The sequence below is a fragment of the Streptomyces rectiverticillatus genome (assembly GCF_013394065.1).
GTDB classification, from domain to species: Bacteria; Actinomycetota; Actinomycetes; order Streptomycetales; family Streptomycetaceae; genus Streptomyces; species Streptomyces rectiverticillatus.
The window spans coordinates 6210008-6232827 of the sequence record NZ_CP040752.1 but is presented as its reverse complement, the minus strand read 5'-3'; the positions used below and the strand labels follow the sequence as shown (position 1 = coordinate 6232827).

Here is a 22820-nt window from a genome sequence, read left to right as displayed (position 1 = left end):
GATCCATACGCTTGTACGGTTGCAGGAAGAAAAGAAACATTTGTGCATCAGAAGGCCTGATCGACTGGTTCGCTCCCGCGGTGACGCCGCCCCGTTCCGCCTCCCCCGAAGCCCGCATACGAGGATTGGTCAGCCGCCCCTCTTCTGCAGGGATTTGACGGCAGGTGGACCGGGGGCGGCAGCGGCTACGTGGAACGGAGCGGCCTCGTCCGCCCGATGGCGAAGGCCGGACGGCTCGGACGGCTCGGACGGTCAGACCGACGGGTCGTCGCCGACGCTGATCGCCTTGTTGTCGCCGTCGACGAAGACCACGCGCGGCTTGAGCTCACGGGCCTCGGCGTCCTCGACGGAGGCGTAGGCGATGATGATCACGATGTCGCCCGGGGCGACGAGCCGGGCTGCGGCGCCGTTGATGCACACGACGCCCGAGCCGCGCTCGCCCTCGATCACGTAGGTCTCGAGCCGCGAGCCGTTGTTCACGTCGACGATGTGCACCTGCTCGCCGGGCAGCAGGTCGGCCTGCTCCATCAGCACGGGGTCGAGCGTCAGGGAACCTATGTAGTTCAGGTCGGCCCCGGTGACCGTCGCGCGGTGGATCTTGGATTTGAGCATGGTACGCATCATGGAAAACTCCCGGAATGTCTGCTCCCTGCCTGCTTTGTGCAGGTCAAGGGCGGTCATCGCACCCTACAACGATTCACGTGGGCCCGGGCTGCCCGGCGCCCGGGCGGACGCGGGCCCCCGGCGGTGCTCCACTGCCCCGGCTTGAAGCGCCCCGCTCCGTATCAAACGAGTGAAACCGGCGGGTAGTTCACTATCGGCGGCGATGCCGGAAAGGCCTCTGGTTCCGGCTCTGTCCGGTCCCTCTCCCCGCGCAGGAGTGATCCATGGAGCACACCGCCTCCCGGTCCGTCGCATCCCCCGATCCCTCCGTCCCCCTGGCCGTCGTGGGCGCCGCCTGCCGCCTGCCCGGCGGCATCACGGACCTCGGCGGGCTGTGGACCGCCCTCGCCGAGGGCAGAGACCTGATCAGCCCGGCGCCGCCGGCCGACCGCATCGACGCCGCCCGCTTCTGCGACCCGGACGCCGAGCGGCCCGGCAAGGCGTACACGATGGCGGGCGGCTACCTCGGGGACGTCTCCGGCTTCGACCCGGAGTACTTCGGGATCTCGCCGCGCGAGGCGAAGCACATGGACCCGCAGCAGCGGATGCTGCTGGAGATGACGGCCGAGGCCCTCGACGACGCGGCCGTCGACGCGGCGAGCCTGGCCGGGTCGGACACGGCGGTGTTCGTCGGGATCAGCGACATGTCGTACGGAGCCATGCAGATGGCACGGGCGGAGGAGATCTCGGCCTATTCCATGAGCGGCTCGGCGCTGTCGATCGCCGCGAACCGGCTGTCGTACGTCTTCGACCTGCGGGGCCCCAGCATCGCGGTGGACACCGCCTGCTCCTCGTCGCTCACCGCCGTGCACCAAGCGTGCGAGACCCTGCGCTCGGGGCGCAGCCGGGTGGCCCTCGCGGGCGGGGCGAACGTACTCCTCAGTCCGTACCACTTCATCGGCTTCTCCCGCGCGACGATGCTCTCGCCGCGCGGGCGCTGCGCGACGTTCTCGGCGGGGGCCGACGGCTACGTGCGGGCCGAGGGCGGCGGGATGGTGGTCCTCAAGCGGCTGCCCGACGCGCTCGCGGACGGCGACAGGGTGCACGCGGTGATCGTGGGCAGCGGGGCCAACTGCGACGGCAGCACCTCGGCGATGACCGTACCGAGCACGGAGATGCAGCAGCGGCTGCTGCGGGAGGTGTACGAGCGGGCCGGGTCCGGCCCCGACCAGGTGCTGTACTTCGAGGCGCACGGCACGGGCACCCCGGTGGGCGACCCCCTGGAGTGCCGTGCGGTGGGCGCCGCGCTGGGCGTCCCGCGGACGAACGGGCCGCTGCCGATCGGGTCGGTGAAGACCAACATGGGGCACGCGGAGCCCGCCTCGGGGATGGCCGGCCTGTTCAAGGGGATGCTGGTGCTCCGGCACGGCCGGATCCCGGCCTCGCTGCACGGCGAACCCCTCAACCCGCAGATCGACTTCGCCGGGCTGAACCTCTGCCCGGTCGGCAGCATGCGCCCCGTCGCGGCCCTCGGCGACGGTGGTGTGGTGGGCGTGAACAGCTTCGGCTTCGGCGGTGCGAACGCGCACGTGGTGCTGGGCGCCGCACCGCAGCGGCAGCGGGCGGCGGCTCCCGTGCGGCAGGGGCCGCTGCCGCTCGTGGTGTCGGGGCGCACCCGCCGGGCCCTGGCCGAGGCCGCCCGGGCGGTCGCCGCCCACGTGCGGGACGTGCCGGAGGAGGACTTCTACGACCTGTGCTGGACCGCCTCGCGGCGGCGGACCCGGCACCCGCACCGCGCGGCCGTCATGGCCGACGGCCCGGAGGACGCGGCCGTCCAGCTGGAGGCCCTGGCCGGTGAGGAGACGGCGCAGGCCGCCGCCTCCGTGCACACCGAACGGCCGCCCTCGGGGGGCACGGTCTTCGTCTTCTGCGGCAACGGCACGCAGTGGCCGGGCATGGGCGCCGAGCTGATGGCGCGGGAGCCCGTGTTCCGCACGGCGGTCGAGGAGGCGAACCGGCACCTGGAACCGCTGCTGGGCTGGTCGGTGGCGAAGCTGCTGACGGAGGGGCCGCGGGAGAAGACGGCGGGGACGGCCGGGACGGCCGGGTCGGGCGCGGAGAGCGAGTCGGACGCGGCCCCAGCAGCCGAGAACCGGTCCGACGCGACGGAGGCCGCGGAGAGCGGGACCGGCACGGCGGCGGACGCGGGGAGCGCCGAGCACGGGCCCGGCGTGGCGGCGGACGCGAAAAGCGGGTCCGGCGCGGCAGCAGAAACCGAGAACAGGCCGGGCACGGCGGCAGACGCCGAGAACCCGTCCGACGCAGCAGCGGACGCGGAGGGCGAGTCCCGCGCGGCGGCAGACGCAGAGAGCGGGCCGGGCGAAGCAGCAGACACCGAGAACCGGTCCGACGCGGCGACGGACGCGAAAAGCAGGACCGGCGCAGCAGCAGACGCCGAGAACGGGCCGGGCACGGCAGCAGACGCCGAGAACCCGTCCGACGCGGCAGCGGGCGCGGCGGGCGGCGCCGAGGAGCCGTCCGGTGTAGGGCGCGGTGGGCGGATGGCGGACACCGCCTTCGGTCAGCCCGCGCTGTTCGCCTTCCAGATCGGGCTGGTGGCCCTGCTGGCCGAGTACGGGACGGTCCCGGCCGCCGTGCTGGGGCACAGCGTCGGCGAGGTGGCGGCGGCGTACGTCAGCGGGGCGCTGGACCTGCCGGGCGCGGCGCGCGTGATCGCCGAGCGCAGCCGGGCACAGGCCGCGACGGCCGGGACGGGCCGCATGGCCGCGATCGGGCTGGGCGAGGAGAAGGCCCGGGAGGCGATCGCCGCGTACGAGGGGCTGTTGGAGATCGCGGCGGTCAACAGCGCCCGGGACGTGACCGTCTCCGGGCAGCCCGCGGCGCTGCGGTCGCTGGCCCGGGAACTGGCCGCACGGGAGGTGCCGTTCCGCGAGCTCGGCGTCGACCACGGCTTCCACAGCGCGGCGATGGATCCGATCGAGGAGCCGCTCCGCGCGGGGTTGGCCGGTCTCGTCGCGCACCGGCCGCGGCTGCCGATGTACTCCACGGTGACGGGCGGGCCCGTCACGGACGGGCAGCTGGACGCCGCGTACTGGTGGCACAACGCCCGCCGGCCGGTGCGTTTCGCGGAAGCGGTGGCGCAGGCGGCGGGGGCCGGGATCGCGGCCGTGGTGGAGATCGCCCCGCAGCCGGGGCTGGCCGGCGTGCTGAACCGTATCGCCTCCGAGACCCCGGGCGGCCCGTTCCCCGTCGTCTCCCCCGTGACCCGCGAGCGGTGCGACGGGGCGGCCGTGCGCCGGGCCGCCGCCCGGCTGCTGGCCGCCGGGGACGCCGGCGCGGCGGAGCCCTGGTTCCCCGGGCCCGGCTCGGTCGCGGACCTGCCGCCCTATCCGTGGCAGCGCGAGCCGTACTGGCACGGCACACCGGAACACTGGGTGCGCACCAGCGGCGACGGGGTCCTGGTGCACCCGCTGCTCGGCGAGCGCGTCCCCGTGCTGGAGCCCACGTGGCACACGCCCGTCGAGCGCGCCCGCACCCCGTGGCTGGCCGACCACCGCGTCGCCGGGTCCGTGGTGATGCCCGCCACGGGGTTCGTGGAGCTGGCGCTGGCCGCCGGGCGGGAGGTGTTCGGCGGCCCGGCCGAGATCGACGACCTGGAGATCACCCGTGCGCTGCCGCTGACCTGGGACGCGGAGATGGACGTACGGCTGCAGACGTCACTGTCCGACGAGGACGGCGTCGTGCGCATCGCCAGCCGCACCGGGGACACGGGCGGCTGGCGGCTGCACGCGCGTGGCCGGGTCCGGCGCCTGGCCGCCGCGCGGCCGGAGCCGGTGGACGCGGCGCGGACGCGGGAGCGGCTGTGCGGGCGCGTCACCGGCGACGAGCACTACGCCGCGGTGGCCGCGGCAGGGCTGGAGTACGGGCCGGCGTTCCGGGTACTGCGCGAACTGCGCACCGGCGACGGCGAGGTCCTCGCCGTCTACCACTGCGACCCGCCGGATGACGGCTACGGCGGCTACGTCGTCCACCCCGCGCTGCTCGACGGGGCCCTGCAGGCCGGGGCGCCGCTGCTGGCGGACGCGGAGACCGGCTATCTGCCGTCGGCGGTCGACGGGCTGCGCCAGTGGGCACGGCCGGCCCCCGTCGGGCTGGTGCACGTGCGGCAGCGTTCGCGCACCTCCCGTGAAGCCGTGTGGGACATTACGGTCACCGGTGAGGACGGCGAGGTGGCGCTGGAGCTGACCGGCTGCCGGCTGCAGCGGCTGCCCCTGCGCGCCACGGACGGTGGCAAGGAATACGTATCGGTGCTGCGCGCCGCGCCGCTGCCCGGGCAGCCGGCGCCGGCGTGGGCGCCGCCGTCGCCGGGGGACGTGGCCGCGGCGGCGGAGGAGGAACTGGAGCGGCTGCGGGCGTGGCCGTCGATCGAGCGCTACGGCGAGGGCCACGCTTATCTGCAGTACGTCACGGGGACCGCTGCGGCCAGGGCCTTCGCGGAGCTGCTCCCGGGACAGGACGCCTTCACCGTCGGCGACCTCCTCACAGCCGGAGTGCTGCCGCAGTACGAGAAGCTGGTACGGCTGCTGGCACGGATGGCGGTGCAGGAGGGGTTGCTGACGCCCGACGGGGAGGGCTGGCGGCGGCTGCGGGCCGCTCGGATGCCCGACCTGCAAGAGGTGTCCCGGTTCGCCGATTATCTCCCTCTCAGTTCCCTCAACCTGCGCTTCGGCACCCATCTGCCGGACGTCCTGCGCGGGCGGCGGGACCCGCTGGAGCTGCTGTTCCAGGACAGCGGCCCGGAGCTGGTCCAGCAGTTCTACGATGTCAACCCACCGGTGAGGTTCCACAACCGCGTGACAGCCGGGCTGCTGGCCGCGCTGATCCGCGCCTGGCCCGCCGACCGGCCGCTGCGCATCCTGGAAGTGGGCGCCGGCACGGGCGGGCTGACGGTGCACCTCCTGCCGCTGCTGGACGCTCGCGTCCAGTACGTCTTCAGCGACGTCTCCGCGGCGTTCCTCTCCGCGGCCCAGGCCCGGCTCGCCGCCCGCCACCCCGTGGAGTACCGCGTCCTCGACTTGGACACCGATCCGGAGGAACAGGGCTTCACCGCGGGCTCCTTCGACGTCGTCGTCGCCGGATTCGCCCTGCACACCGCCACCGATCTGCGGGCCGCGCTGCGGCGCGTGGCGCGGCTCATCGCCCCGGGCGGACACCTGCTGGCGCTCGAACTGCACGACCCGGGGGTCATCGCACTGCTGTTCACCACGCTGGAGGGTTTCTGGCGAGCCGGGGATCCCGGGCTCCGGCCCGACAGCATCCTGCTGCCCCGCGAGCAGTGGCCGGACGTGCTGACGCAGTGCGGGTTCCTGGACGTGACCCAGGTGGGCGCCGCGAGCCCGCCCCTGAGCGAGCAGTTCTCGGTCCTGCTCGCCCGTACCCCGGTGACCGCCGGCGCGGCAGCGGCCCTCCCCGCCGGGCCGCCCGCCCGTGACTCCTGGATCCTCGTCACCGAGGAAGACACCGAAAGTGCCATGGCGGCACACGTCGCCGCGGAGCTCACCGCCGCGGGCTGCGCGACGGCGCACGTGGTGCCGCTGCCGGCCGGCGCGGAGGCGTGGCGGGACGTCCTCGGAAAGGCGCGGTCCGCCGCGGTCGCCCTGCTGCTGAGCTCCGCCCCCGACCGGGCGGCCGGCCCCGGCCCCGCCGCCTGCACGGAGCTGGCCGTACGCCGGGCCGCGGCACTGCGGTCGCTGGCCATGGCTCTCCAGGGCGAGGGGCCACGGCACTTCGTCCTGGTCACCCACCCCAGCGGCGCCCTGCCCTCCCCCGAGCGGCCGGCCCACCCCGGCCAGGCCGTCGCGTGGGGCGTGACGCGCACGCTGGCCAACGAGTCGGCGACGGCCGTGCGGCGCATCTCGCTCGACCGCGGCCCCGACCTCGCCGAGGACGCGGCGCGGCTGGCCCGCGAGCTCCTCGCCACCGCGCCCCGGGACGGGCAGGACGAGGACGAGGTGGCCCTCACCCGCGGCGGCCGGTTCGTCCACCGCTTCGAGCGGGCGGTGCCGCTCACGGAGCCGGCCGTGCCCGGCGGCGGCGTCCGCTACCGGCTGCACCTCCAGGACCCGGGCCTGGCCTTCGGCCTGCGGTGGACCGAGACGTCCGTCGCGGACCCGGGGCCCGGTGAGGTGGTGGTCGCGGTGCGCGCCGCGGCGCTGAACTACCGCGACGTGATGGTCGCGACGGGGCTGCTGCCGCCGGTCGCCGAGGACGGCATCCCCTCGGAGGACCACCTGGGCCTGGAGGGGGCCGGAGTGGTCACCGCTGTGGGAGAGGGGGTCGAAGACCTTGCCGTGGGCGATCGGGTGTTCGGCCCGTTCCCCGGCGCCTTCGCGTCCCACGTACGGATCCCGGCCGCCGCCCTACGCCCGGTCCCCGGCGACCTGACCTTCGCGGAGGCCGCAACCCTGCCGGCGGTGTTCTTCACCGTCCACCACAGTCTCGAGCACCTCGCCCGCCTGCGGCCCGGCGAGACGCTCCTCGTGCACGGCGCCGCCGGAGGCGTCGGCATGGCCGCGTCCCAGTACGCCCGCCGTATCGGCGCCCGGATCATCGCGACGGCGGGCAGCCCCGCCAAACGGGACCTGGCCCTTGCCTCCGGAGCCGAACTCGCGCTGGACTCGCGCACCCACGCCTTCGCCGACCTGGTCCGCGCGCACACGGGTGGCCGGGGCGTCGACGTCGTGCTCAACTCGCTCAGCGGCGAGGCCGCGGCCCGCTCACGCGAACTGCTCGCGCCCTGCGGCCGGTTCATCGAGCTGGGTAAGCGTGACGTCCTCGGCAACCAGCGCCTGCTGCAAAAGGCGCTGGCGGACAACACCACGCACTGTGTGGTGGACGTCGCCAATCTGACCTGGCAGGCACCCGCCCACGCCGGGGCCGTGTTCGACGAGGTCCTCGCCCGCGTACGGGCCGGCGACTATCTGCCGCTGCCCCATGTGGCGTACCCCGCCCACCGCATCGAGGAGGCGTTCCGGCTCCTCCAGCACTCCAAGCACTTGGGCAAGATCGTGATCACCTTCGACGAGCCGGTGCCCGTCCACCGCTCGCCCCGCCCCCTGCGGCTGGACTCCGGCGGCACCTACCTCGTCACCGGAGGGCTGAGCGGCTTCGGCGCGGAGACCGCACGGTGGCTCGCCGCGCACGGCGCCCGCCGGCTGGATCTCGTCAGCCGCCGGGGGGCGGCGGCCGACGGGGCCGAGGAGCTGCTGGCCGGGCTGCTCGCACAGGGCGTGGCAGCGCGGGCGCACGCGGTCGACGTCAGCGACGCGGACGCGGTGCGCCGGCTGCTCGCGGACATCGAGGCGAGCGGGCATCCCGTCCAGGGCGTCGTCCACGCCGCCATGCACCTCGACGACGCCGTGCTGACGGAGCTCACCGAGGACCGGATCCGCTCCGTCCTCGCCCCCAAATGGACCGGAGCGCTCCTGCTGGACGAGCTGTGCCCGCAGGCGGACTTCACCGTCTACTCGTCGGCCGGCGCGGCGCTCGGGGTCCCCGGTCAGGCCTCCTACGTGGCGGCCAACCTCGCGATGGAGGCCCTCGTCCGGGCACGCCGGGCGGCGGGCCGCCCCGGCCTCGCCGTGGCCTGGGGCGCCATCGGCCGCGTCGGATACGTCGCTCGCAACAACCTGATCCCCGCCCTGAGCGCCGGCGGAGGCTCTCCCGTCGAGCCGCGCGAGGGCCTGGCGGCACTGGAACGCCTGCTCGCCGGGCAGGCGGAGTGGGCTGCGGTCGCCCACCTCGACTGGGGCCGGATCCCGGCGCTGTGTCCCGGCGTGAACAGCCCCCGCTTCGCCTCCGTCCTGCCCGCTGCGCAGGACACGGCCTGGCAACTGGAAGAACTGCTCGGACAGCTCGCAGGGGCCACCCCCGCCGAGGCCTTCCTCATCGTCGAGGACCTCATCACGTCGATGGTCGCCGACACACTGCGCATGCCACTGGAGGAGGTGGACCGGCACCGCCCGCTGCAGCAGTACGGCATGGACTCGCTCATGGGGATGGAGATGTTCGCCGAACTCCGCAAACGCCTCAACCAGGAGGTGCCGGTGATGGAGCTCCTGCACTCCGACGGATCCATCCACGGCATCAGCGAAACCGTCCTGCCTCACCTCCTCAGGCAGGCCCGGGCGGGCACGCCGCCCGGCGCGCTCCCGGGAGCCCTGCCGGGCGCACCCCGGGCTGTGCCCGCCGACGGGCAGGCGGGTGAGGAGTGACCGTCGTCATCACCGGCGCCACGGGCTTCGTCGGCTCCCGGTTGCTGCGGGGCCTGCTGGCCGGCGACCGGCGCGTGACGGCTCTCGGCCGCGACGGCGCCGGCCGGCCCCTGGCCGACCGCTTGCAGAGCGCGCTGCGCGCCTGCGGCGCCGGCGACGGCGAACTGGCCCGCGCACGCGAGCGGCTGACCGCCGTACCCGTCGACCTGACCCGGCCCGGCCTCGGGCTGAAACCGGCGGACCACGCCCGGCTCGCAGAGGAGGCCGAAGCGGTCTGGCACTGTGCCGCCGCCCTGTCGCTGATCGACACCGCGGAGGGCCTCTTCGCCGTCAACGTCACCGGCACCCGGCACATCGCCGAGCTCACCGACCACTCCCCCGCCCACGTCCCCCTGCTGCATGTCAGCACCGCCTACGTGGCCGCCGGTGCCGACCCGGAACCGGACCTCCCCGGCGGGCAGGCCCTGCCGTCCGCTCCCGGAGCCGTCACCGGCTACGAGCGCACGAAGCAGCAGGCCGAAGAGGTGGTGCGGGCCTGGGCGGAGAGCCGGCGGCGCCCGGCCCTGGTGCTGCGTCCCAGCCTCCTGGCCACCGACCGGCCGCTGCCCCCGGACGCCGCCCGGCAGCCCCTGTCCTCGCTCAGCACCTACCTGGCCACGCTGATCGAACAGCTCCCGCCGCCGCTGCGCAGCAGCATCCTGCACCGGCGGGCCCTGCTGCCCCGGATACGGCTGCGGCTCCTGGGCGACCCCGCCGCCCACGTGAACATCGTCCCCGTCGAGTACGCCGTCGACGCCGCGCTGCGCCTCGCGGCGCTGCCGCACCGGGCCGGTGTCACCACGTACCACCTGGTCCACCCCGTGGAGACGCCCGCGGCGCTGCTGGTCGCGGCCGTCAACGAACTCGTCCCCGGCGTCGAGATCGTCCTGCAGCCCGCGGTCGACCGCCCCAACCTCATCGAGCAGCAGATCGCTCCGGGACTGGCGGCCTTCCTCAGGCAGCACCAGCCCGGCCCGGACGGTGGACTCGCCCCGCTGCACGTCGCCGTGCCCGGCCTGGCCGATCCGGCTCCCCTCGGCATCGCCTACCTGCGGGCGGCCATGACCTTCCTTGTACCCGGTACCGGCTGAGAGGAGTACCCCTGTGCGACCTTCCGAAGGCAGGACGGCGTGGCGGAAGGCCGCGGTCATCGCCGTTCCGGCGCTGGCGGCCGTCGCAGTGATGGCGGTCGGGATGGCGGAGGGCGTCCTGGCGTCGTCGTTCGCCGTGTCCGGCTCGGCCTTCCAGGTGTCGTCGGGCCGGCTGTCGAGCAACGGCCTCGCGTCCTTCGTCGAGGTCGACCGCTCCGCGGACGGCGAGGGCCATCCGGTGGCGCTGCTGGGCATCGGTGACGCCACGCTCTCCGACATCTGCCAGTCCGCGCAGGTCCCGACGCCGCTGGGACCGGTGGTGTTCAAGCTGACGGCCGGCGGCAGGGCCGGTGCCGTCAGGGTGAGCCAACTGGTCCTCGACAGCGAGGACCTGACCGGCGACGCCTCCTTCGGCCGGGCGCAGATCGGCCGCGACGCCTCCACGCTGGACACCGTGCCCGGAGTGCAGGGCAGGCCGGGGCAGTTCGGGCTGCAGGCCTCGGAGGTCTCGGTGTCCGGGGTGCGGTCCCACTCCCGCTCCGCGACCGGTGGCGACTTCAAGCTCAAGGGGCTCGCGCTGAACGTGAGCCTGGACGGAAAGGCGTGCTTCTGACCCCGCGACGGGCCCTCCGGGGCTTCCTCCGGCCACGGGCGTCCGGGCCGCCGTCCGCCTGGCGGCACTGGCGGCGGACCCGGCCGTTCTGGGCCGGAGCCCTGCTCGTCGTCGCCGGCACCGAGATCGCCGCGATGCCGCTGGCGCCCCTGTCGGTGCTCCTCAGCCTGGGGCTCGGGGGCATCGCCGCGCTCGGCATCGGCGTCGCGCTCGTCGCAGCGGGCCTCTTCCTGTGGTTCCTGCCGCACACCCACCACTACGTCGGCGTGCACGCGGTGATCCTGTCGGTGCTGTCCTTCGCCGTGACGAACCTGGGCGGGTTCCTCGCCGGCATGCTGCTGGGGATCGCGGGCGGGGCGATGGGCTTCGCGTGGACACCGCAGCGGCCGGAGCAGCCGGAGCAGGTATGCGCGCAACAGCCGCCGAAGACGCTGGCGGTCGCCCTCCCCCTGGTGCTCCTCGCGGCGATGGGCGCCCCCGCACCCGGCCCCCGCCCGCCGGCTCCCGGCGCCGTGACCGCCGCGCGCACCCCGCCGACCGTGACCACCACCCGCTTCGCCCCGGCCGGCTTCACGCTCGCCCGCGTCGCCGACGTCCCGACGGCCGGCGGCCCGCGCCGGGCCATGGTGCTGAGCATGCGGGCCGCGTCCCTGGCCGACTACCGGCTGCGGACGCGGGACGGAGGCGGCGCCGAACTGTCCCTGACCGCCGACGAGCTGAGGCTCGGCGGGCAGGTGACGCTGTACCTCACCCGCCTGACCGGCTGTGTCCAGGGCGTCCTGTGCCTCACCTTCACCCCGGACCGGCTGCCCGTGCCGCCGGTGGCGCCGCCGTTCGTCTTCATGACGGACGTCACCGCCGAGCAGGCGCTGGTCACCAGCGGCACCATCGCCGCCGACGGCCTGGGGCTGGGGCCTAGCCGTCCTTCCGCTCCCCGAGTGCCGTGAGGGCCTCGGCGAGCCACTCGGTCCAGAAGGTCTCCAGGCCGATGCCGCCGCGCAGCACCGCGTGGCGCAGCCGGTCCTCCTCGCCGTCGCGCTCCGGAGGGAAGTCGCGCTCCTCGATCGCCCGGTACTCCGCGAGCTGGCGCCGGTGCAGGTCCAGATGGCGCCGCAGCTCCTCCTCAAGGCCGCCCGTGCCCACGACGGCCGCCGCGCGCATGCGCAGCAGGAGCGGGTCGCGCACGGGCCGGGGGTCGTCGGTCCCCGAGACCCAGGCCGCGAGCGCGTCGCGGCCCGCCGGCAGGACCTCGTACTCCTTCTTCTGCCCGCGGGCGGGCGCGCCGGCGGGCAGGGCCCGGATCAGCCCGGCCTCTTCGAGCTTTCCCAGCTCCCGGTAGATCTGCTGGTGTGTGGCGGACCAGAAGTAGCCGATCGACCGGTCGAATCGGCGGGCGAGCTCCAGCCCCGAGGAGGGCTTCTCGAGGAGCGCGGTGAGGATCGCGTGCGGGAGGGACATGCCCGCATCCTAGGGACCGCGCCCCTCGCGCGGTCCCCCGGTGCGTCCGCTCGTCAGATCTCCGCCGCGAGTTCGGTGCCCTGGCGGACGGCCCGCTTGGCGTCGAGCTCGGCGGCCACGTCGGCGCCGCCGATGAGGTGGACGGACTGCCCGGCCGCGCGCAGCTCCTCGTACAGCTCGCGCCGCGGCTCCTGCCCGGTGCAGAGCACGACCGTGTCGACCGGCAGGACGGTGGACGCGCCGTCGACGGTGATGTGCAGCCCGTCGTCGTCGATGCGGTCGTACGTGACGCCGGCGACCATGGTTACGCCGCGCTGCTTGAGCTCGGTGCGGTGGATCCAGCCGGTGGTCCTGCCCAGGCCCGCGCCGACCTTGCTCGTCTTGCGCTGGAGCAGGTGCACGGTGCGCGGCGGCTTCGGCCGGCGGGCCTCGCCGAGCCCGCCGGGCGTGCCGTAGCCGGTGTCGACGCCCCAGTGGCGGAAGTACGTGGCGGCGTCGAGGCTCGCGTCCTCGCCGCTGTCGGTGAGGTGGGCGGCGACGTCGAAGCCGATGCCGCCGGCGCCGACGACGGCCACGCGCTCGCCGGCCTCGGCCCCGTCGCGCAGGACGTCGAGGTAGCCGAGGACGCCGGGGCGGTCCGCGCCGGGGATGTCGGGGGTGCGGGGGGTGACGCCGGTGGCGAGGACGACGTCGTCGTAGGCGCGGGCCGTGAGGTCCGCGGCGGTGACGGTGGTGTTCAGGCGGACGTCCACGCCGTGCAGAGCGAGCTGGGTGCGGAAGTAGCGCAGGGTCTCGCCGAACTCCTCCTTGCCCGGGACCCGCTTGGCGACGTTGAGCTGTCCGCCGATCTCCGCGGCCGCGTCGTAGAGCGTCACGGCGTGGCCGCGCTCGGCCGCCGAGACCGCGAAGGCGAGCCCGGCGGGGCCCGCGCCGACGACGCCGATGCGCTTGCGGCGCCGGGTGGGCGCGAGGACGAGCTCGGTCTCGTGGCAGGCGCGCGGGTTGACCAGGCAGGAGGTGATCTTCCCGCTGAAGGTGTGGTCGAGGCAGGCCTGGTTGCAGCCGATGCAGGTGTTGATGGCGTCCGCCCGGTTCGCGCGGGCCTTGGCGACGAAGTCCGGGTCGGCGAGGAAGGGGCGGGCCAGCGAGACGAGGTCGGCGTGGCCCTCGGCGAGCAGCCGCTCGGCGACCTCGGGGGTGTTGATGCGGTTGGTGGTGACCAGGGGAACGGAGACGGACCCCATGACCTTCTTCGTCACCCAGGCGTACGCGCCGCGCGGCACGGACGTGGCGATGGTCGGGATGCGGGCCTCGTGCCAGCCGATGCCGGTGTTGATGATCGTGGCACCGGCGGCCTCGATCTCCTTGGCGAGGGTGATCACCTCGTCCAGGGAGGAGCCGCCGGGCACGAGGTCGAGCATCGAGAGCCGGTAGATCAGGATGAAGGCGGGCCCGATGCGCTCGCGGGTGCGCCGGACGATCTCCAGGGGGAAGCGGATGCGGTTCTCGTACGAGCCGCCCCAGCGGTCGGTGCGCCGGTTGGTCGCGGCCGCGATGAACTCGTTGATCAGATAGCCCTCGGAGCCCATGATCTCGACGCCGTCGTAGCCCGCGTCCCGGGCGAGCTCCGCGGTGCGCACGAAGTCCTCGACGGTCGCCTCGACCTCGTCGTCGGTGAGGGCGTGCGGAACGTACGGGCTGATGGGCGCCTGCACGGCGCTGGGCGCGACCAGGCCGGGGTGGTGGGCGTACCGGCCGAAGTGGAGGATCTGCAGGGCGATCCGGCCGCCCTCGCGGTGCACGGCGCCGGTCACGACCCGGTGTTCCTCGGCCTCGGCCGGCGTGGCCAGCCTGGCGCCGCCCGCCCACGGCCGGCCCCGGTCGTTGGGGGCGATGCCTCCGGTGACGATCAGACCGGCCCCGCCCCGGGCCCGGGCGGCGTAGAAGGCCGCCATCCGCTCGAAGCCCCGCTCGGCCTCCTCGAGCCCGACGTGCATGGATCCCATGATCACGCGGTTGGGCAGCGTGGTGAACCCGAGGTCGAGGGGGCGCAGGAGGTGCGGGTACGGGGTGGCCTGGCCGGCCGGGCTGGAGGGGCTCATCGGGGACCTTCCTCGCGGTGTCGTCTCCTCCAGTTCTAGAACACCGGCCCCGCTTTTGCAACAAGTTGCATAAGGGCCTTCATAGGTTACCAGGAGAAAGGTGTATCAAGCGGAACATTTTATGGTCAACTACAACTTTACCAACCTTTGGTGTAGTTGACCCGATCCATGCACCAGTCTCTGGATCAACACCGGAACCCCTGGTTCCATCAAGCAAGTTGAGAGGCACGGGATCACGTTGAACTCACGCGTCATGCGCAACGGCGGCAGACTGGCGGCCCTTTCGGCGGCCGCGCTGGGAATGGTGGCGGCCATGGCCCTGCCGGCGGCGGCCGCCGACGAGCCCACCCGCAAGGAGCTCATAGCCGACTGCGCGTCGGGCGAAGGGAAGTGCAGCTTCAACGACCCGGTGCTCGGCAAGGCCTTCCTCGGCGAGTTCCGCCAGGTGTCCAACTCGCTCTACAACTGCAGCACCTCGGCCGCCACGCAGTCGATGGGCTGGTCCGACTCGGTCGGCTCGACCGACTCGGTGGGCGTCTCCGTCACGGCCGGCGGCAAGATCGCGGGCATCGTGGACGTCAGCGTCACCGCGAACTACGGCCACACCTGGTCGAGTTCCCACGAGGAGAACAGCTCCCTGAACATGACGGTCCAGCCCGGCGAGGTCGGCTGGATCTCCCGCGCCCAGGTGATGCAGACCGTCTCGGGCACCTGGCAGACCCACTACGACAGCCCCAAGTGGGGCCACTACTACTGGTACGTCCCCGACACCATCACCGGCCCCGCCAAGAACGGCACGGACGGGCAGAGCAACGCGGTGGTCGTCAAGACCCGCAAGATGACGTCGGCGGAGAAGGCCTCCTGCTCCTCCGGCAGCAAGGCCGGCAAGGCGTTCACCGTCCAGCGCTGATCCTCCTCCCACCCGGCCCCGCCCGGCGGCACCCCCGTCCGCCGGGCGGTACCGGCATCCCCCCGGGTCACGGCGCTGCGATCAGCGCCTTGCGGAACTGCTCGATCACACCGTCGAGCATCTCCGTGCTCTCCGGCAGGACGCTCAGCCTCCCGTTGCTGCAGTCCAGGTGCTTGTCCAGCAGGAAGAAGCTCTGGACGACGTGCCGGGCGCCGAGCGACTGCACCACCGGCCGCAGCGCGTAGTCCAGGACGAGGACGTGTGCCGTGCTGCCGCCGGTGGCCAGCGGCAGCACGACCTTGCGGGTGAAGCCGAACTGCGGCAGCAGGTCCAGGAAGACCTTGAGCAGCCCGGAGTAGCTCGCCTTGTAGGTGGGTGTGGCCAGGACGATCCCGTCGGCCCGGGCGACCTGTCCGACCGCCTCGGCGATCGCCGGGTCCGAGCAGTCGGCGTTGAGCAGCGGCACGGCGGGCAGCGTACGGACCCTCAGATGGGCGGCGTTCCACTCGTACTCGGCCAGCCGCTCCGCCACCAGGTCGCCGACCATCTCGGTCTTGGAGGTCGGCGACGGACTGCCGGAAATTACCAGGACTTTGGACACGGCCGCTCCTTGGAAGTGTCGCGACGAAGGTCGCGGTGAAGGTTTCTCGGACGGGTTCGGGGTGGCGGGTGGGTGGCGACCTGGGCGCGTCCGCCGGTCAGCGGGCGAGGAGCTCGTGCAGCGGCTGCCGCTCCTGCCGGGGAGGAGCCCCCGCCGGGACGAACGCGTCCCCGGCGCCGGCGGGGGACGCCTCACGGGCCTCGCCGGCGGGCACGGCGCCGGCACCGCCGCAGAGCGCGTCACCGGCGTCGTCCGGCACCTCGCGCGTGGCGTTCAGCCACGTGCAGATGCCGTCCACCGCACCCGCGCAGCTGCCGCAGCCGGTGGAGGCGCGCGTGGCCCGGGCCAGGGCCTCCGGCGTACGGGCCCCGCCGCGCCAACCGGTCACGAGTGAGCGCTTGGTGACGTTGTTGCAGCGGCAGACGACGGCCTCGTCGGGGAGGTCCCCCGGAGCGTCCGCCCGTCCGGCGACGGCCCGTCCGGCCAGCAGGGCGAGCCGGTCGACGGGGGTGGGCGCGCCGGCGTCGTAGAGCTGGCTGACGGCGGCCACGGAGGAGGGGAAGCCGAGCAGGATGGCGCCGACGACGCGCTCGTCCTGCAAGGCCAGGCGGGCGTACTGGCCGCGGGCCGGGTCGGCGAGAGTGACGACCTCGGCACCGGGGAGTGCGTGATTGCCGTCGCCGATGACGGCGAGGTCGACGCCGCGGGCCTTGAGGCGGGTGACGGTACGGGTGGCGGTGTAGGGACGGTCTCCCCCGGTGAGGGCTTCGGCGAGGGTCTCGGCCTGCTCCCAGGCGGGGGCGATGAGGCCGGGGACCAGCCCGGCGTGCTCCGCGCAGTCGCCCAGTGCGTGGATGCGCGGGTCGCTGGTGCGCATGTGGTCGTCCACGACGATGCCGCGGCCGACGCGGAGCCCGGCGGCACGGGCCAGCTCGGTGTTGGGCTGGACTCCCGCGGAGACGACGACCAGGTCGGCGGGCAGGCCTGCCCCGTCGTCGAGGACGAGCCGGCTCCCGGTCCAGGAGGCGGCCGCACGGCCGGTGTGGATGCGGATGCCGAGGCGTTCGAGCACGCCGGCCAGGGTCTTCCCCGCGGGCGCATCGAGCTGACGCTCCATCACGTGCGGGCCCATGTGCACCACGTCGACGCCGTGGCCGCGGTCGCTGAGGGCGCGGGCGACCTCCAGGCCGAGCACGCCGCCGCCCAGGACGACGATGCCGCCCGCACGCGGCAGGAGGGCCTCCAGGCGCCGGCAGTCGGCCAGGGTGCGCAGGGCCACCACGCCGTCGGCCGGGTCGCCCCCCTCGTCGGTCAGGCCGGGCAGAGGTGGCAGGAAGCAGCGCGCACCGGTGGCCAGCACGAGATCGTCGTAGGGGTGCAGCAGCCCGTCGCCCGTCCGCACCGTGCGCCGTTCCCGGTCGATCCCGGTCACGGCGGCTCCCCTGCGCACGGTCACGGTGCCGCTGTCGTGACCCGCGAGGTACGTCTGCTCGGGAGAGAGTTTCCCCGAGATCACCGAGGGCAGCAGCACCCGGTTGTAGGCGGGTTCGGCCTCCGCCCCCAGGACCGTGACGGCGGCCCGGGGGGCACGCGTGCGCAGCAGTTCGGCGAGCCGGTGCCCGGCCGGGCCGTTGCCGACGATGACGATGCGGCTCACAGCGCACCACTGCCGGTCGCGGCGCCGGAGCCCAGCGGCTCCAGCCGTACGGAACACACCTTGAACTCCGGCATCCGCGACACCGGGTCCAGCGCGGGGTTGGTGATCAGGTTGGCCCTTCCGGCGCCGGGGAAGTGGAACGGCAGGAACACGGTGTCGGTACGCAGCGACGCCACCGTGCGGACCCGTGCGACGGTCGCACCGCGCCGGGAGACGACGCGGGCCAGCCCGCCCGCGGTCAGCCCGCTGCGGCGGGCGGTGTCGGGGTGGACCTCCACGAACGCCTCCGCGTCGGCCTCCACGGACTCGGGGACGCGGCGGGTCTGGGCCCCGCTCTGGTAGTGCGCGAGCACCCGGCCCGTGGTGGCGTGCAGCGGGTAGACGCCGTCGGGCAGCTCCGCGGCGTCGCGGTGGCCGACCGCCCGGAAGCGGGCGCGGCCGTCCTCGTGGGCGAAGCGCTCCAGGAACATCCGCGGCGTCGACGAGCCGCCCGCGGGGAACGGCCAGTACACCGGCTCCGCCGGGCGGCCCACCGCGTCCACCGTGGCCTCCGTATCCACCGCGTCCACCGCGTCCACCACGTCTTCCAGGTATTCCGGTTCGATGCCCGAGTAGTCCGCGGCCCCGCCCTGCGAGGCGCGCCGCAGCTCGGCGAAGACCTCGCCGGGGTCGTCGGGGAAGCGGTGGGCGGGCTGGCCGAGCCGGCCGGCCAGTTCGCGCAGCACCCACAGGTCGGTGCGCACGCCCGGCGGCGGGTCGATCGCGCGCCGGCGCCGCAGCACCCGACCCTCAAGGTTGGTCATGGTTCCGTCCTCCTCGGCCCACTGCGTCACCGGCAGCACCACGCCGGCCATCCGCGCGGTCTCCGACGGCACGAAGTCGGCCACCACGAGCAGCTCCAGCGAAGCGAGCCGGGCCGTGATCTCCCCGGCCGCGGGCGCCGACACCACCGGGTTCGAGCCGAACACCAGCAGCGCCCGCGGCCCGCCCGGCCGGCCCAGGGAGTCCAGGAGCTCGTAGCCGCTGGGGCCCGCCCCCGGCAGGTCGCCGGGGTCGACGCCCCACACCCCGGCCACGTGTTCACGGGCCGCCGGATCGGTGATCCTTCGGTAGCCGGGCAGCTGGTCGGCCTTCTGGCCGTGCTCGCGGCCGCCCTGCCCGTTTCCCTGGCCGGTCAGGCACCCGTAGCCCGAGCCCTCCCGTCCCGGCATGCCCAGCGCCAGCGCCAGGTTGATGTAGGACGAGACGGTGTCGGTGCCCTTGGAGTGCTGCTCCGCGCCACGGCCGGTGAGGACGTACCGGCGCTTCGCCGCCGCGAGCATGCGCACCGCGGCGTACTGGTCGGCCACCGGCACTCCGGTCACCCGCTCGGTGCGCTCCGGCCACCACTCGGCGGCCCGCCGCCACGCCTCGTCGAACCCGGTCGTGCGCCGCGCGAGGTAGCCGTGGTCCACGTGACCGTCCACGACCGCGACGTGCAGCAGGCCCAGGGCGAGCGCCAGGTCCGTGCCCGGGGCGGGGCTCAGGTGCAGCGCCGCGCGCTCGGCCGTCGCCGACCGCCGGGGGTCCACCACGATCAGGTCGGCGCCGGCCAGGTGCTGCATCAGCGGCGGCATCGTCTCCGCGACGTTCGCCCCGGCCAGCAGGACCACCTCGGCCGAGGCCAGGTCGGTCACCGGGAAGGGCAGGCCCCGGTCCAGTCCGAACGCCGCGGACCCGGCCGCCGCGGCCGAGGACATGCAGAACCGGCCGTTGTAGTCGATCTGCGAGGTGCCCAGCGCCACCCTCGCGAACTTGCCCAGCGTGTAGGCCTTCTCGTTGGTCAGCCCGCCGCCCCCGAACACCGCCACGGCGTCCGGGCCGTGTGCGGAGACGATCCTGCGGAGCTCCGCGCCGACGTGGTCCAGCGCGGTCTCCCACGACACCGGCCGCTGCTCCGCCCCCGGCTGCGGCCGCATCAGCGGCGAGGTCAGCCGGTCCGGTGCGGACAGCACCCGGGGAGCCGTCCACCCCTTCATGCACAGACGGCCTGCGTTGACGGGGAAGTCCTCGTCCGGGGAGACCGTCAGGCCCTGGGGCGAGACCTCCAGTCTGGTCCCGCACTGCAGCGCGCAGTACGGGCAGTGGGTTCGTGTCATCCTCGGCTCCTCACGCCGGTTCCGGGCGGGTCCGGTCGGCTGCGGCGGCGGGCCGGTCCTTGCGCAGGTAGACCGCGCGCACCACGAGCACGCAGACCGCGTAGAAGACGAGGAACCCCGCGATGGCCGGGGCGGCCGAGCCGGCCGCGGCGAAGGAGAACCTGAACGCGAGGTTGATGAGCACTCCGCCCAGCGCGCCCACCGCGCCGGCTATCGCGATCACCGCGCCGGAGGCCTGGGAGGACGAGCCGGTCGTGGCTCCCGTCGCGCCGTCCGCCCGCCCGGCGAACACCTCGGGGATCATGCGGTACGTCGAGCCGTTGCCGATGCCGGCGAACGTGATGAGCACGGTGGACGCGATGATGAACGCCAGGGACGAGGACGCCTCCGTGGCCAGGTACAGGAACGCGGTTCCGGCCGTCATCGCCAGCAGCATCCACAGCGTGACCCGTGCGCCGCCCCACCGGTCGGCCCAGCGCCCGCCGACGGGGCGCGCGAGGGAGCCCAGCAGCGGGCCGAGGAACGTCACCGACGCGGCCTGCAGCGCGGTGAAGCCGAACTGCTCCTTGAGCACCAGCCCGAACGCGAACCCGAAGCCGATGAACGAACCGAACGTCGTCACGTACAGCAGGGACAGCATCCACGTGTGCTTGTTGCGCAGCGCCGCCCGCTGCGCCGACCCCTGGTGCTGCAGCGTCGGCAGGTTGTCCATCCACAGGGCTGCGGCGACGGCGGCGAGGACGATCAGCGGCATGTAGAGCGAGACCAGGTAGACCGGGTGCGTGTCGCCGGCCGTCGCGAGCACGGCGAGGCCGGCCAGCTGGGCGGTCACCACGCCGAGGTTCCCGCCGCCGGCGTTCAGGCCCAGCGCCCAGCCCTGCCGGTGCCTCGGGTAGAAGGCGTGGATGTTGCACATCGACGAGGCGAAGTTCCCGCCGCCGATGCCGGCGGTGGCCGCCACCAGCACGAACACCCACAGCGGCGTGCCGGGCAGCCGGACGAACACCGCCGCCAGCACGGTCGGAACGAGCAGGACCAGCCCGGCGAACACCGTCCAGTCGCGCCCGCCGAACCGGGTCACCAGATATCCGTAGGGCAGCCGCATCAGGGCTCCGACCGCCGTCGGGGTGCTGATGAGCAGGAACTTGTCCGAGGCGCTGAAGGAGAATCCGGTGTCCGGCCCGAGGAAGAGCACGAGCACCGACCACATGGTGAAGACCGAGAAGCCGATGTGCTCATTGACTATGGACACCACGAGATTGCGGCGGGCGACCCGGCTGCCCGTCTCCCGCCAGAAGCGCTCGTCCTCCGGGTCCCAATTCGCCAGTAACGATGGTGACCTGTCCTGCACCTGGGTCATCGGATATTCCTTCCCCCGTCGAGCGGGACGCGTGATAAGCGAATCGAGGCATGCGGTAAAAGGACGGGCGGGCGGGGCGCGGTGGGATTCCGCGCCCCGCCCGCCCCGGTGATCAGGCCGGCCAGCCGAACGCGCTGATGGTGTCGCGGGCGCGGCCCGGCTCGGGGTCGTTGAAGACGAAGCAGCGGGTGTTGCTGACGCTGCCGCCCTCGGCCTGCGCCGTCGAGAAGATCAGCACCGGCCGCGGCTCCCCGTCCTTGGTGACGAAGTTCGCGCGGAAGTTGATGATCGGCGAGTCCTCGTCCCAGCGGGAGAGGAAGTCGTCGAGCAGGCCCTGGTCTTCGTAGATCTTGCGGATGTGACCGCCGACGTACTCGGTCGGCGTCGCGGTGTAGTCGACCAGGGCGACGTCCGCGGGGTTGGCGTGCATGACGTTGCCGTTGACCCCGATCAGGTGGATCGCCACCGGCGCCACCTGGTAGAACTCGCGCATCACCGCTTCCTTGTCCTTGGCCGGGGCCAGGGACGGGTGGGCGCACCCGTCGACGGCGCGGATCCAGGCCGTGGCGTCGGACAGGGCCGCGTCCTCGGTGCTGGTGCTGGAGACCGGCAGCCGCTCGCCGAGCTCCGGGCGGCTCACCCAGTGGATGCGGGTGCCGGCGCCCTCGCCCGTCAGCACCGCGTTGACGCGGGCCGGGCGGTCCTTCCCGTCGGTGCTGCGGAAGGTGACCGCGGCGTGCTCGATCCGGCCGTCCTTCTTCAGCCGCTCCAGCAGCCCGGCCAGGTCCTCGCCCGCACCGCCGGACAGGATCCGCTCGCCGAGGTGGGCGGTCTCGCCGCCCATGAGGACGGAGAGCGCCTTGTTGTGCAGGACGACGGCGCCGGAGCCGTCGGTGACCGCGATGCCCACCGAGCTGTTCCCGATGACGTCGATCAGCTGGTCGGTGGAGGGGATGGTGACGTTTTCAGCCGTCATTTCTGACTCCCAGGTCTTCTGAATTCGAATTCGGATGACGATTCACGATTCCGCTAATTGCCGCGGCTATTTCCTGTCGGCCGGACAGATAGTAATCATGTCCGCCGCCGAATGTAAACATTCCCAGAAAAGGGCCGCCGGTAAAGCGTTTCCATTCGAGCATTTCTGCGGGCCGGGCGAATGCGTCGGTGTGTCCGCAGAACAGTGCGAGGGGCGCGCGGAGCCGCCGCCCGGCGGTCCGGTGTTCCCGGCGCATCCGGAGGTCCTCCAGCAGGAGGGCGCCCTCGGCGTCGCCCTCCCGGTCCGCGGCCCGCTGTTCTTGGCGCAGGGCCGCGAACGCGTGGACCACCAGGGAACGGGGCGCGCTGCCCGGCTCACGGGAGCCGGAGACGAGCAGTGTGGCGACCTCGGCCCCGCCATCGGGCCGGGCTTCGAACAGGGCCGTGAGCTCGTACGCGAACAGCGCTCCCAGGCTGTGGCCGAACACATGGAGCCGCCGTCCGGGAAGCAGCGCGGCGAGTTCGCCGGCCCAGCGGCCCACGGCGCTGTGCACCGAGGCGGGCGCCTCGTCGTGCACCAGGCGGCCGCGGCCGGGTATTTCGCAGTGCACCGCCGGCAGCGTGGCCGGCAGCCGGGACCCTATCGGGAGGTACGGCGACGTGACGCTGCCTGCCGGCGGCAGGAAGACCACGACGTCGGCGGCCTCTTCGAGGCTCCCCTGCACGACATAGGCCCGTTCAGACATGGAGGAAGTTCTTCTCGATGCCCTTGAGGGTGCGGAAGGCATCGAGATCGACTTCATTCGACCGGAGCATCGTGCCGCGCAGTTCCTCGACATAGAGGACGAGCTCCACGAACTGCAGGGAATTGATGATCCGCGTCTCGATGATGTCGGTTTCCTGGTCCAGGTCCGTCAGGTCGGGATTGCGTTCGAGGATCCAGGAGCGCACATCTGTCCAGCTCGCCGGCATAACCGCT

At 73.5% G+C, this 22820-nt stretch carries 15 protein-coding genes; 5 read left to right on the top strand and 10 right to left on the bottom strand.

Annotated elements, in window-relative coordinates; all coding sequences use genetic code 11:
• Nucleotides 1-252: 252 nt before the first annotated feature.
• Entirely contained in the window at nucleotides 253-624 is a 372-nt protein-coding gene (panD, locus tag FGW37_RS27050; RefSeq protein ID WP_179083434.1) for an aspartate 1-decarboxylase, read from the bottom strand.
• A gap of 263 nt (nucleotides 625-887) precedes the next feature.
• Here panD and FGW37_RS27045 point away from each other — a divergent pair, with 263 nt between their 5' ends.
• Genes FGW37_RS27045 through FGW37_RS27030 form a run of 4 tightly spaced genes read left to right on the top strand, consistent with a single transcriptional unit; the run spans nucleotide 888 to nucleotide 11587 of the window.
• Nucleotides 888-8897 (top strand): type I polyketide synthase, encoded by an 8010-nt coding sequence (locus tag FGW37_RS27045; protein WP_179083433.1) that lies wholly within the window; start codon nucleotides 888-890, stop codon nucleotides 8895-8897.
• A complete protein-coding gene (locus FGW37_RS27040) occupies nucleotides 8894-10027 on the top strand; it encodes an SDR family oxidoreductase (protein WP_179083432.1) in 1134 nt (377 codons plus the stop codon). Before FGW37_RS27045 ends, FGW37_RS27040 begins: the two co-directional genes overlap by 4 nt.
• A gap of 13 nt (nucleotides 10028-10040) precedes the next feature.
• Nucleotides 10041-10640 (top strand): DUF6230 family protein, encoded by a 600-nt coding sequence (locus FGW37_RS27035; protein ID WP_246430586.1) that lies wholly within the window; start codon nucleotides 10041-10043, stop codon nucleotides 10638-10640.
• On the top strand, nucleotides 10631-11587 hold the full coding sequence (locus FGW37_RS27030; protein WP_343067196.1) for a DUF6114 domain-containing protein: 957 nt from the start codon (nucleotides 10631-10633) through the stop codon (nucleotides 11585-11587). The genes FGW37_RS27035 and FGW37_RS27030 overlap by 10 nt, the downstream gene beginning before the upstream one ends.
• Here FGW37_RS27030 and FGW37_RS27025 read toward each other — a convergent pair.
• Nucleotides 11556-12098, bottom strand: coding sequence for a PadR family transcriptional regulator (locus FGW37_RS27025; RefSeq protein ID WP_179083431.1), 543 nt, complete (start codon nucleotides 12096-12098; stop codon nucleotides 11556-11558). The two genes, FGW37_RS27030 and FGW37_RS27025, sit on opposite strands and share 32 nt — an antisense overlap.
• 53 nt (nucleotides 12099-12151) lie before the next feature.
• On the bottom strand, nucleotides 12152-14200 hold the full coding sequence (locus FGW37_RS27020; RefSeq protein WP_179083430.1) for an NADPH-dependent 2,4-dienoyl-CoA reductase: 2049 nt from the start codon (nucleotides 14198-14200) through the stop codon (nucleotides 12152-12154).
• A gap of 238 nt (nucleotides 14201-14438) precedes the next feature.
• Here FGW37_RS27020 and FGW37_RS27015 point away from each other — a divergent pair, with 238 nt between their 5' ends.
• The gene (locus FGW37_RS27015; RefSeq protein WP_246430585.1) at nucleotides 14439-15110 is read left to right on the top strand and encodes a hypothetical protein; all 672 of its coding nucleotides are present in this window, start codon (nucleotides 14439-14441) and stop codon (nucleotides 15108-15110) included.
• 67 nt (nucleotides 15111-15177) lie between these two features.
• On the opposite strand, the gene ssuE is transcribed toward FGW37_RS27015, so the two are convergent.
• From ssuE to FGW37_RS26980, 7 genes are all read right to left on the bottom strand, one after another.
• Complete coding sequence (gene ssuE, locus FGW37_RS27010; protein WP_179083429.1) at nucleotides 15178-15711, bottom strand: NADPH-dependent FMN reductase; 534 nt, start codon at nucleotides 15709-15711, stop codon at nucleotides 15178-15180.
• Between the two features lie 97 nt (nucleotides 15712-15808).
• A complete protein-coding gene (locus tag FGW37_RS27005) occupies nucleotides 15809-17368 on the bottom strand; it encodes an FAD-dependent oxidoreductase (protein ID WP_179083428.1) in 1560 nt (519 codons plus the stop codon).
• A complete protein-coding gene (locus FGW37_RS27000; RefSeq protein ID WP_179083427.1) occupies nucleotides 17365-19506 on the bottom strand; it encodes a molybdopterin oxidoreductase family protein in 2142 nt (713 codons plus the stop codon). Before FGW37_RS27000 ends, FGW37_RS27005 begins: the two co-directional genes overlap by 4 nt.
• A gap of 10 nt (nucleotides 19507-19516) precedes the next feature.
• Nucleotides 19517-20866 (bottom strand): nitrate/nitrite transporter, encoded by a 1350-nt coding sequence (locus FGW37_RS26995; protein ID WP_179083426.1) that lies wholly within the window; start codon nucleotides 20864-20866, stop codon nucleotides 19517-19519.
• Between the two features lie 112 nt (nucleotides 20867-20978).
• A complete protein-coding gene (locus tag FGW37_RS26990; RefSeq protein ID WP_179083425.1) occupies nucleotides 20979-21842 on the bottom strand; it encodes a PAS domain-containing protein in 864 nt (287 codons plus the stop codon).
• Complete coding sequence (locus FGW37_RS26985; RefSeq protein ID WP_179083424.1) at nucleotides 21832-22644, bottom strand: thioesterase II family protein; 813 nt, start codon at nucleotides 22642-22644, stop codon at nucleotides 21832-21834. Before FGW37_RS26985 ends, FGW37_RS26990 begins: the two co-directional genes overlap by 11 nt.
• A complete protein-coding gene (locus tag FGW37_RS26980; protein WP_179083423.1) occupies nucleotides 22580-22813 on the bottom strand; it encodes an acyl carrier protein in 234 nt (77 codons plus the stop codon). Before FGW37_RS26980 ends, FGW37_RS26985 begins: the two co-directional genes overlap by 65 nt.
• Between the last annotated feature and the right edge of the window lie 7 nt (nucleotides 22814-22820).

Coding starts and splice junctions, on each gene's coding strand:
- panD (WP_179083434.1), bottom strand. CDS start 624: ATGATGCGTACCATGCTCAAATCCAAGATCCACCGCGCGACGGTCACC.
- FGW37_RS27045 (WP_179083433.1), top strand. CDS start 888: ATGGAGCACACCGCCTCCCGGTCCGTCGCATCCCCCGATCCCTCCGTC.
- FGW37_RS27025 (WP_179083431.1), bottom strand. CDS start 12,098: ATGTCCCTCCCGCACGCGATCCTCACCGCGCTCCTCGAGAAGCCCTCC.
- FGW37_RS27020 (WP_179083430.1), bottom strand. CDS start 14,200: ATGAGCCCCTCCAGCCCGGCCGGCCAGGCCACCCCGTACCCGCACCTC.
- FGW37_RS27000 (WP_179083427.1), bottom strand. CDS start 19,506: ATGACACGAACCCACTGCCCGTACTGCGCGCTGCAGTGCGGGACCAGA.
- FGW37_RS26995 (WP_179083426.1), bottom strand. CDS start 20,866: ATGACCCAGGTGCAGGACAGGTCACCATCGTTACTGGCGAATTGGGAC.
- FGW37_RS26990 (WP_179083425.1), bottom strand. CDS start 21,842: ATGACGGCTGAAAACGTCACCATCCCCTCCACCGACCAGCTGATCGAC.
- FGW37_RS26985 (WP_179083424.1), bottom strand. CDS start 22,644: ATGAAGTCGATCTCGATGCCTTCCGCACCCTCAAGGGCATCGAGAAGA.
- FGW37_RS26980 (WP_179083423.1), bottom strand. CDS start 22,813: ATGCCGGCGAGCTGGACAGATGTGCGCTCCTGGATCCTCGAACGCAAT.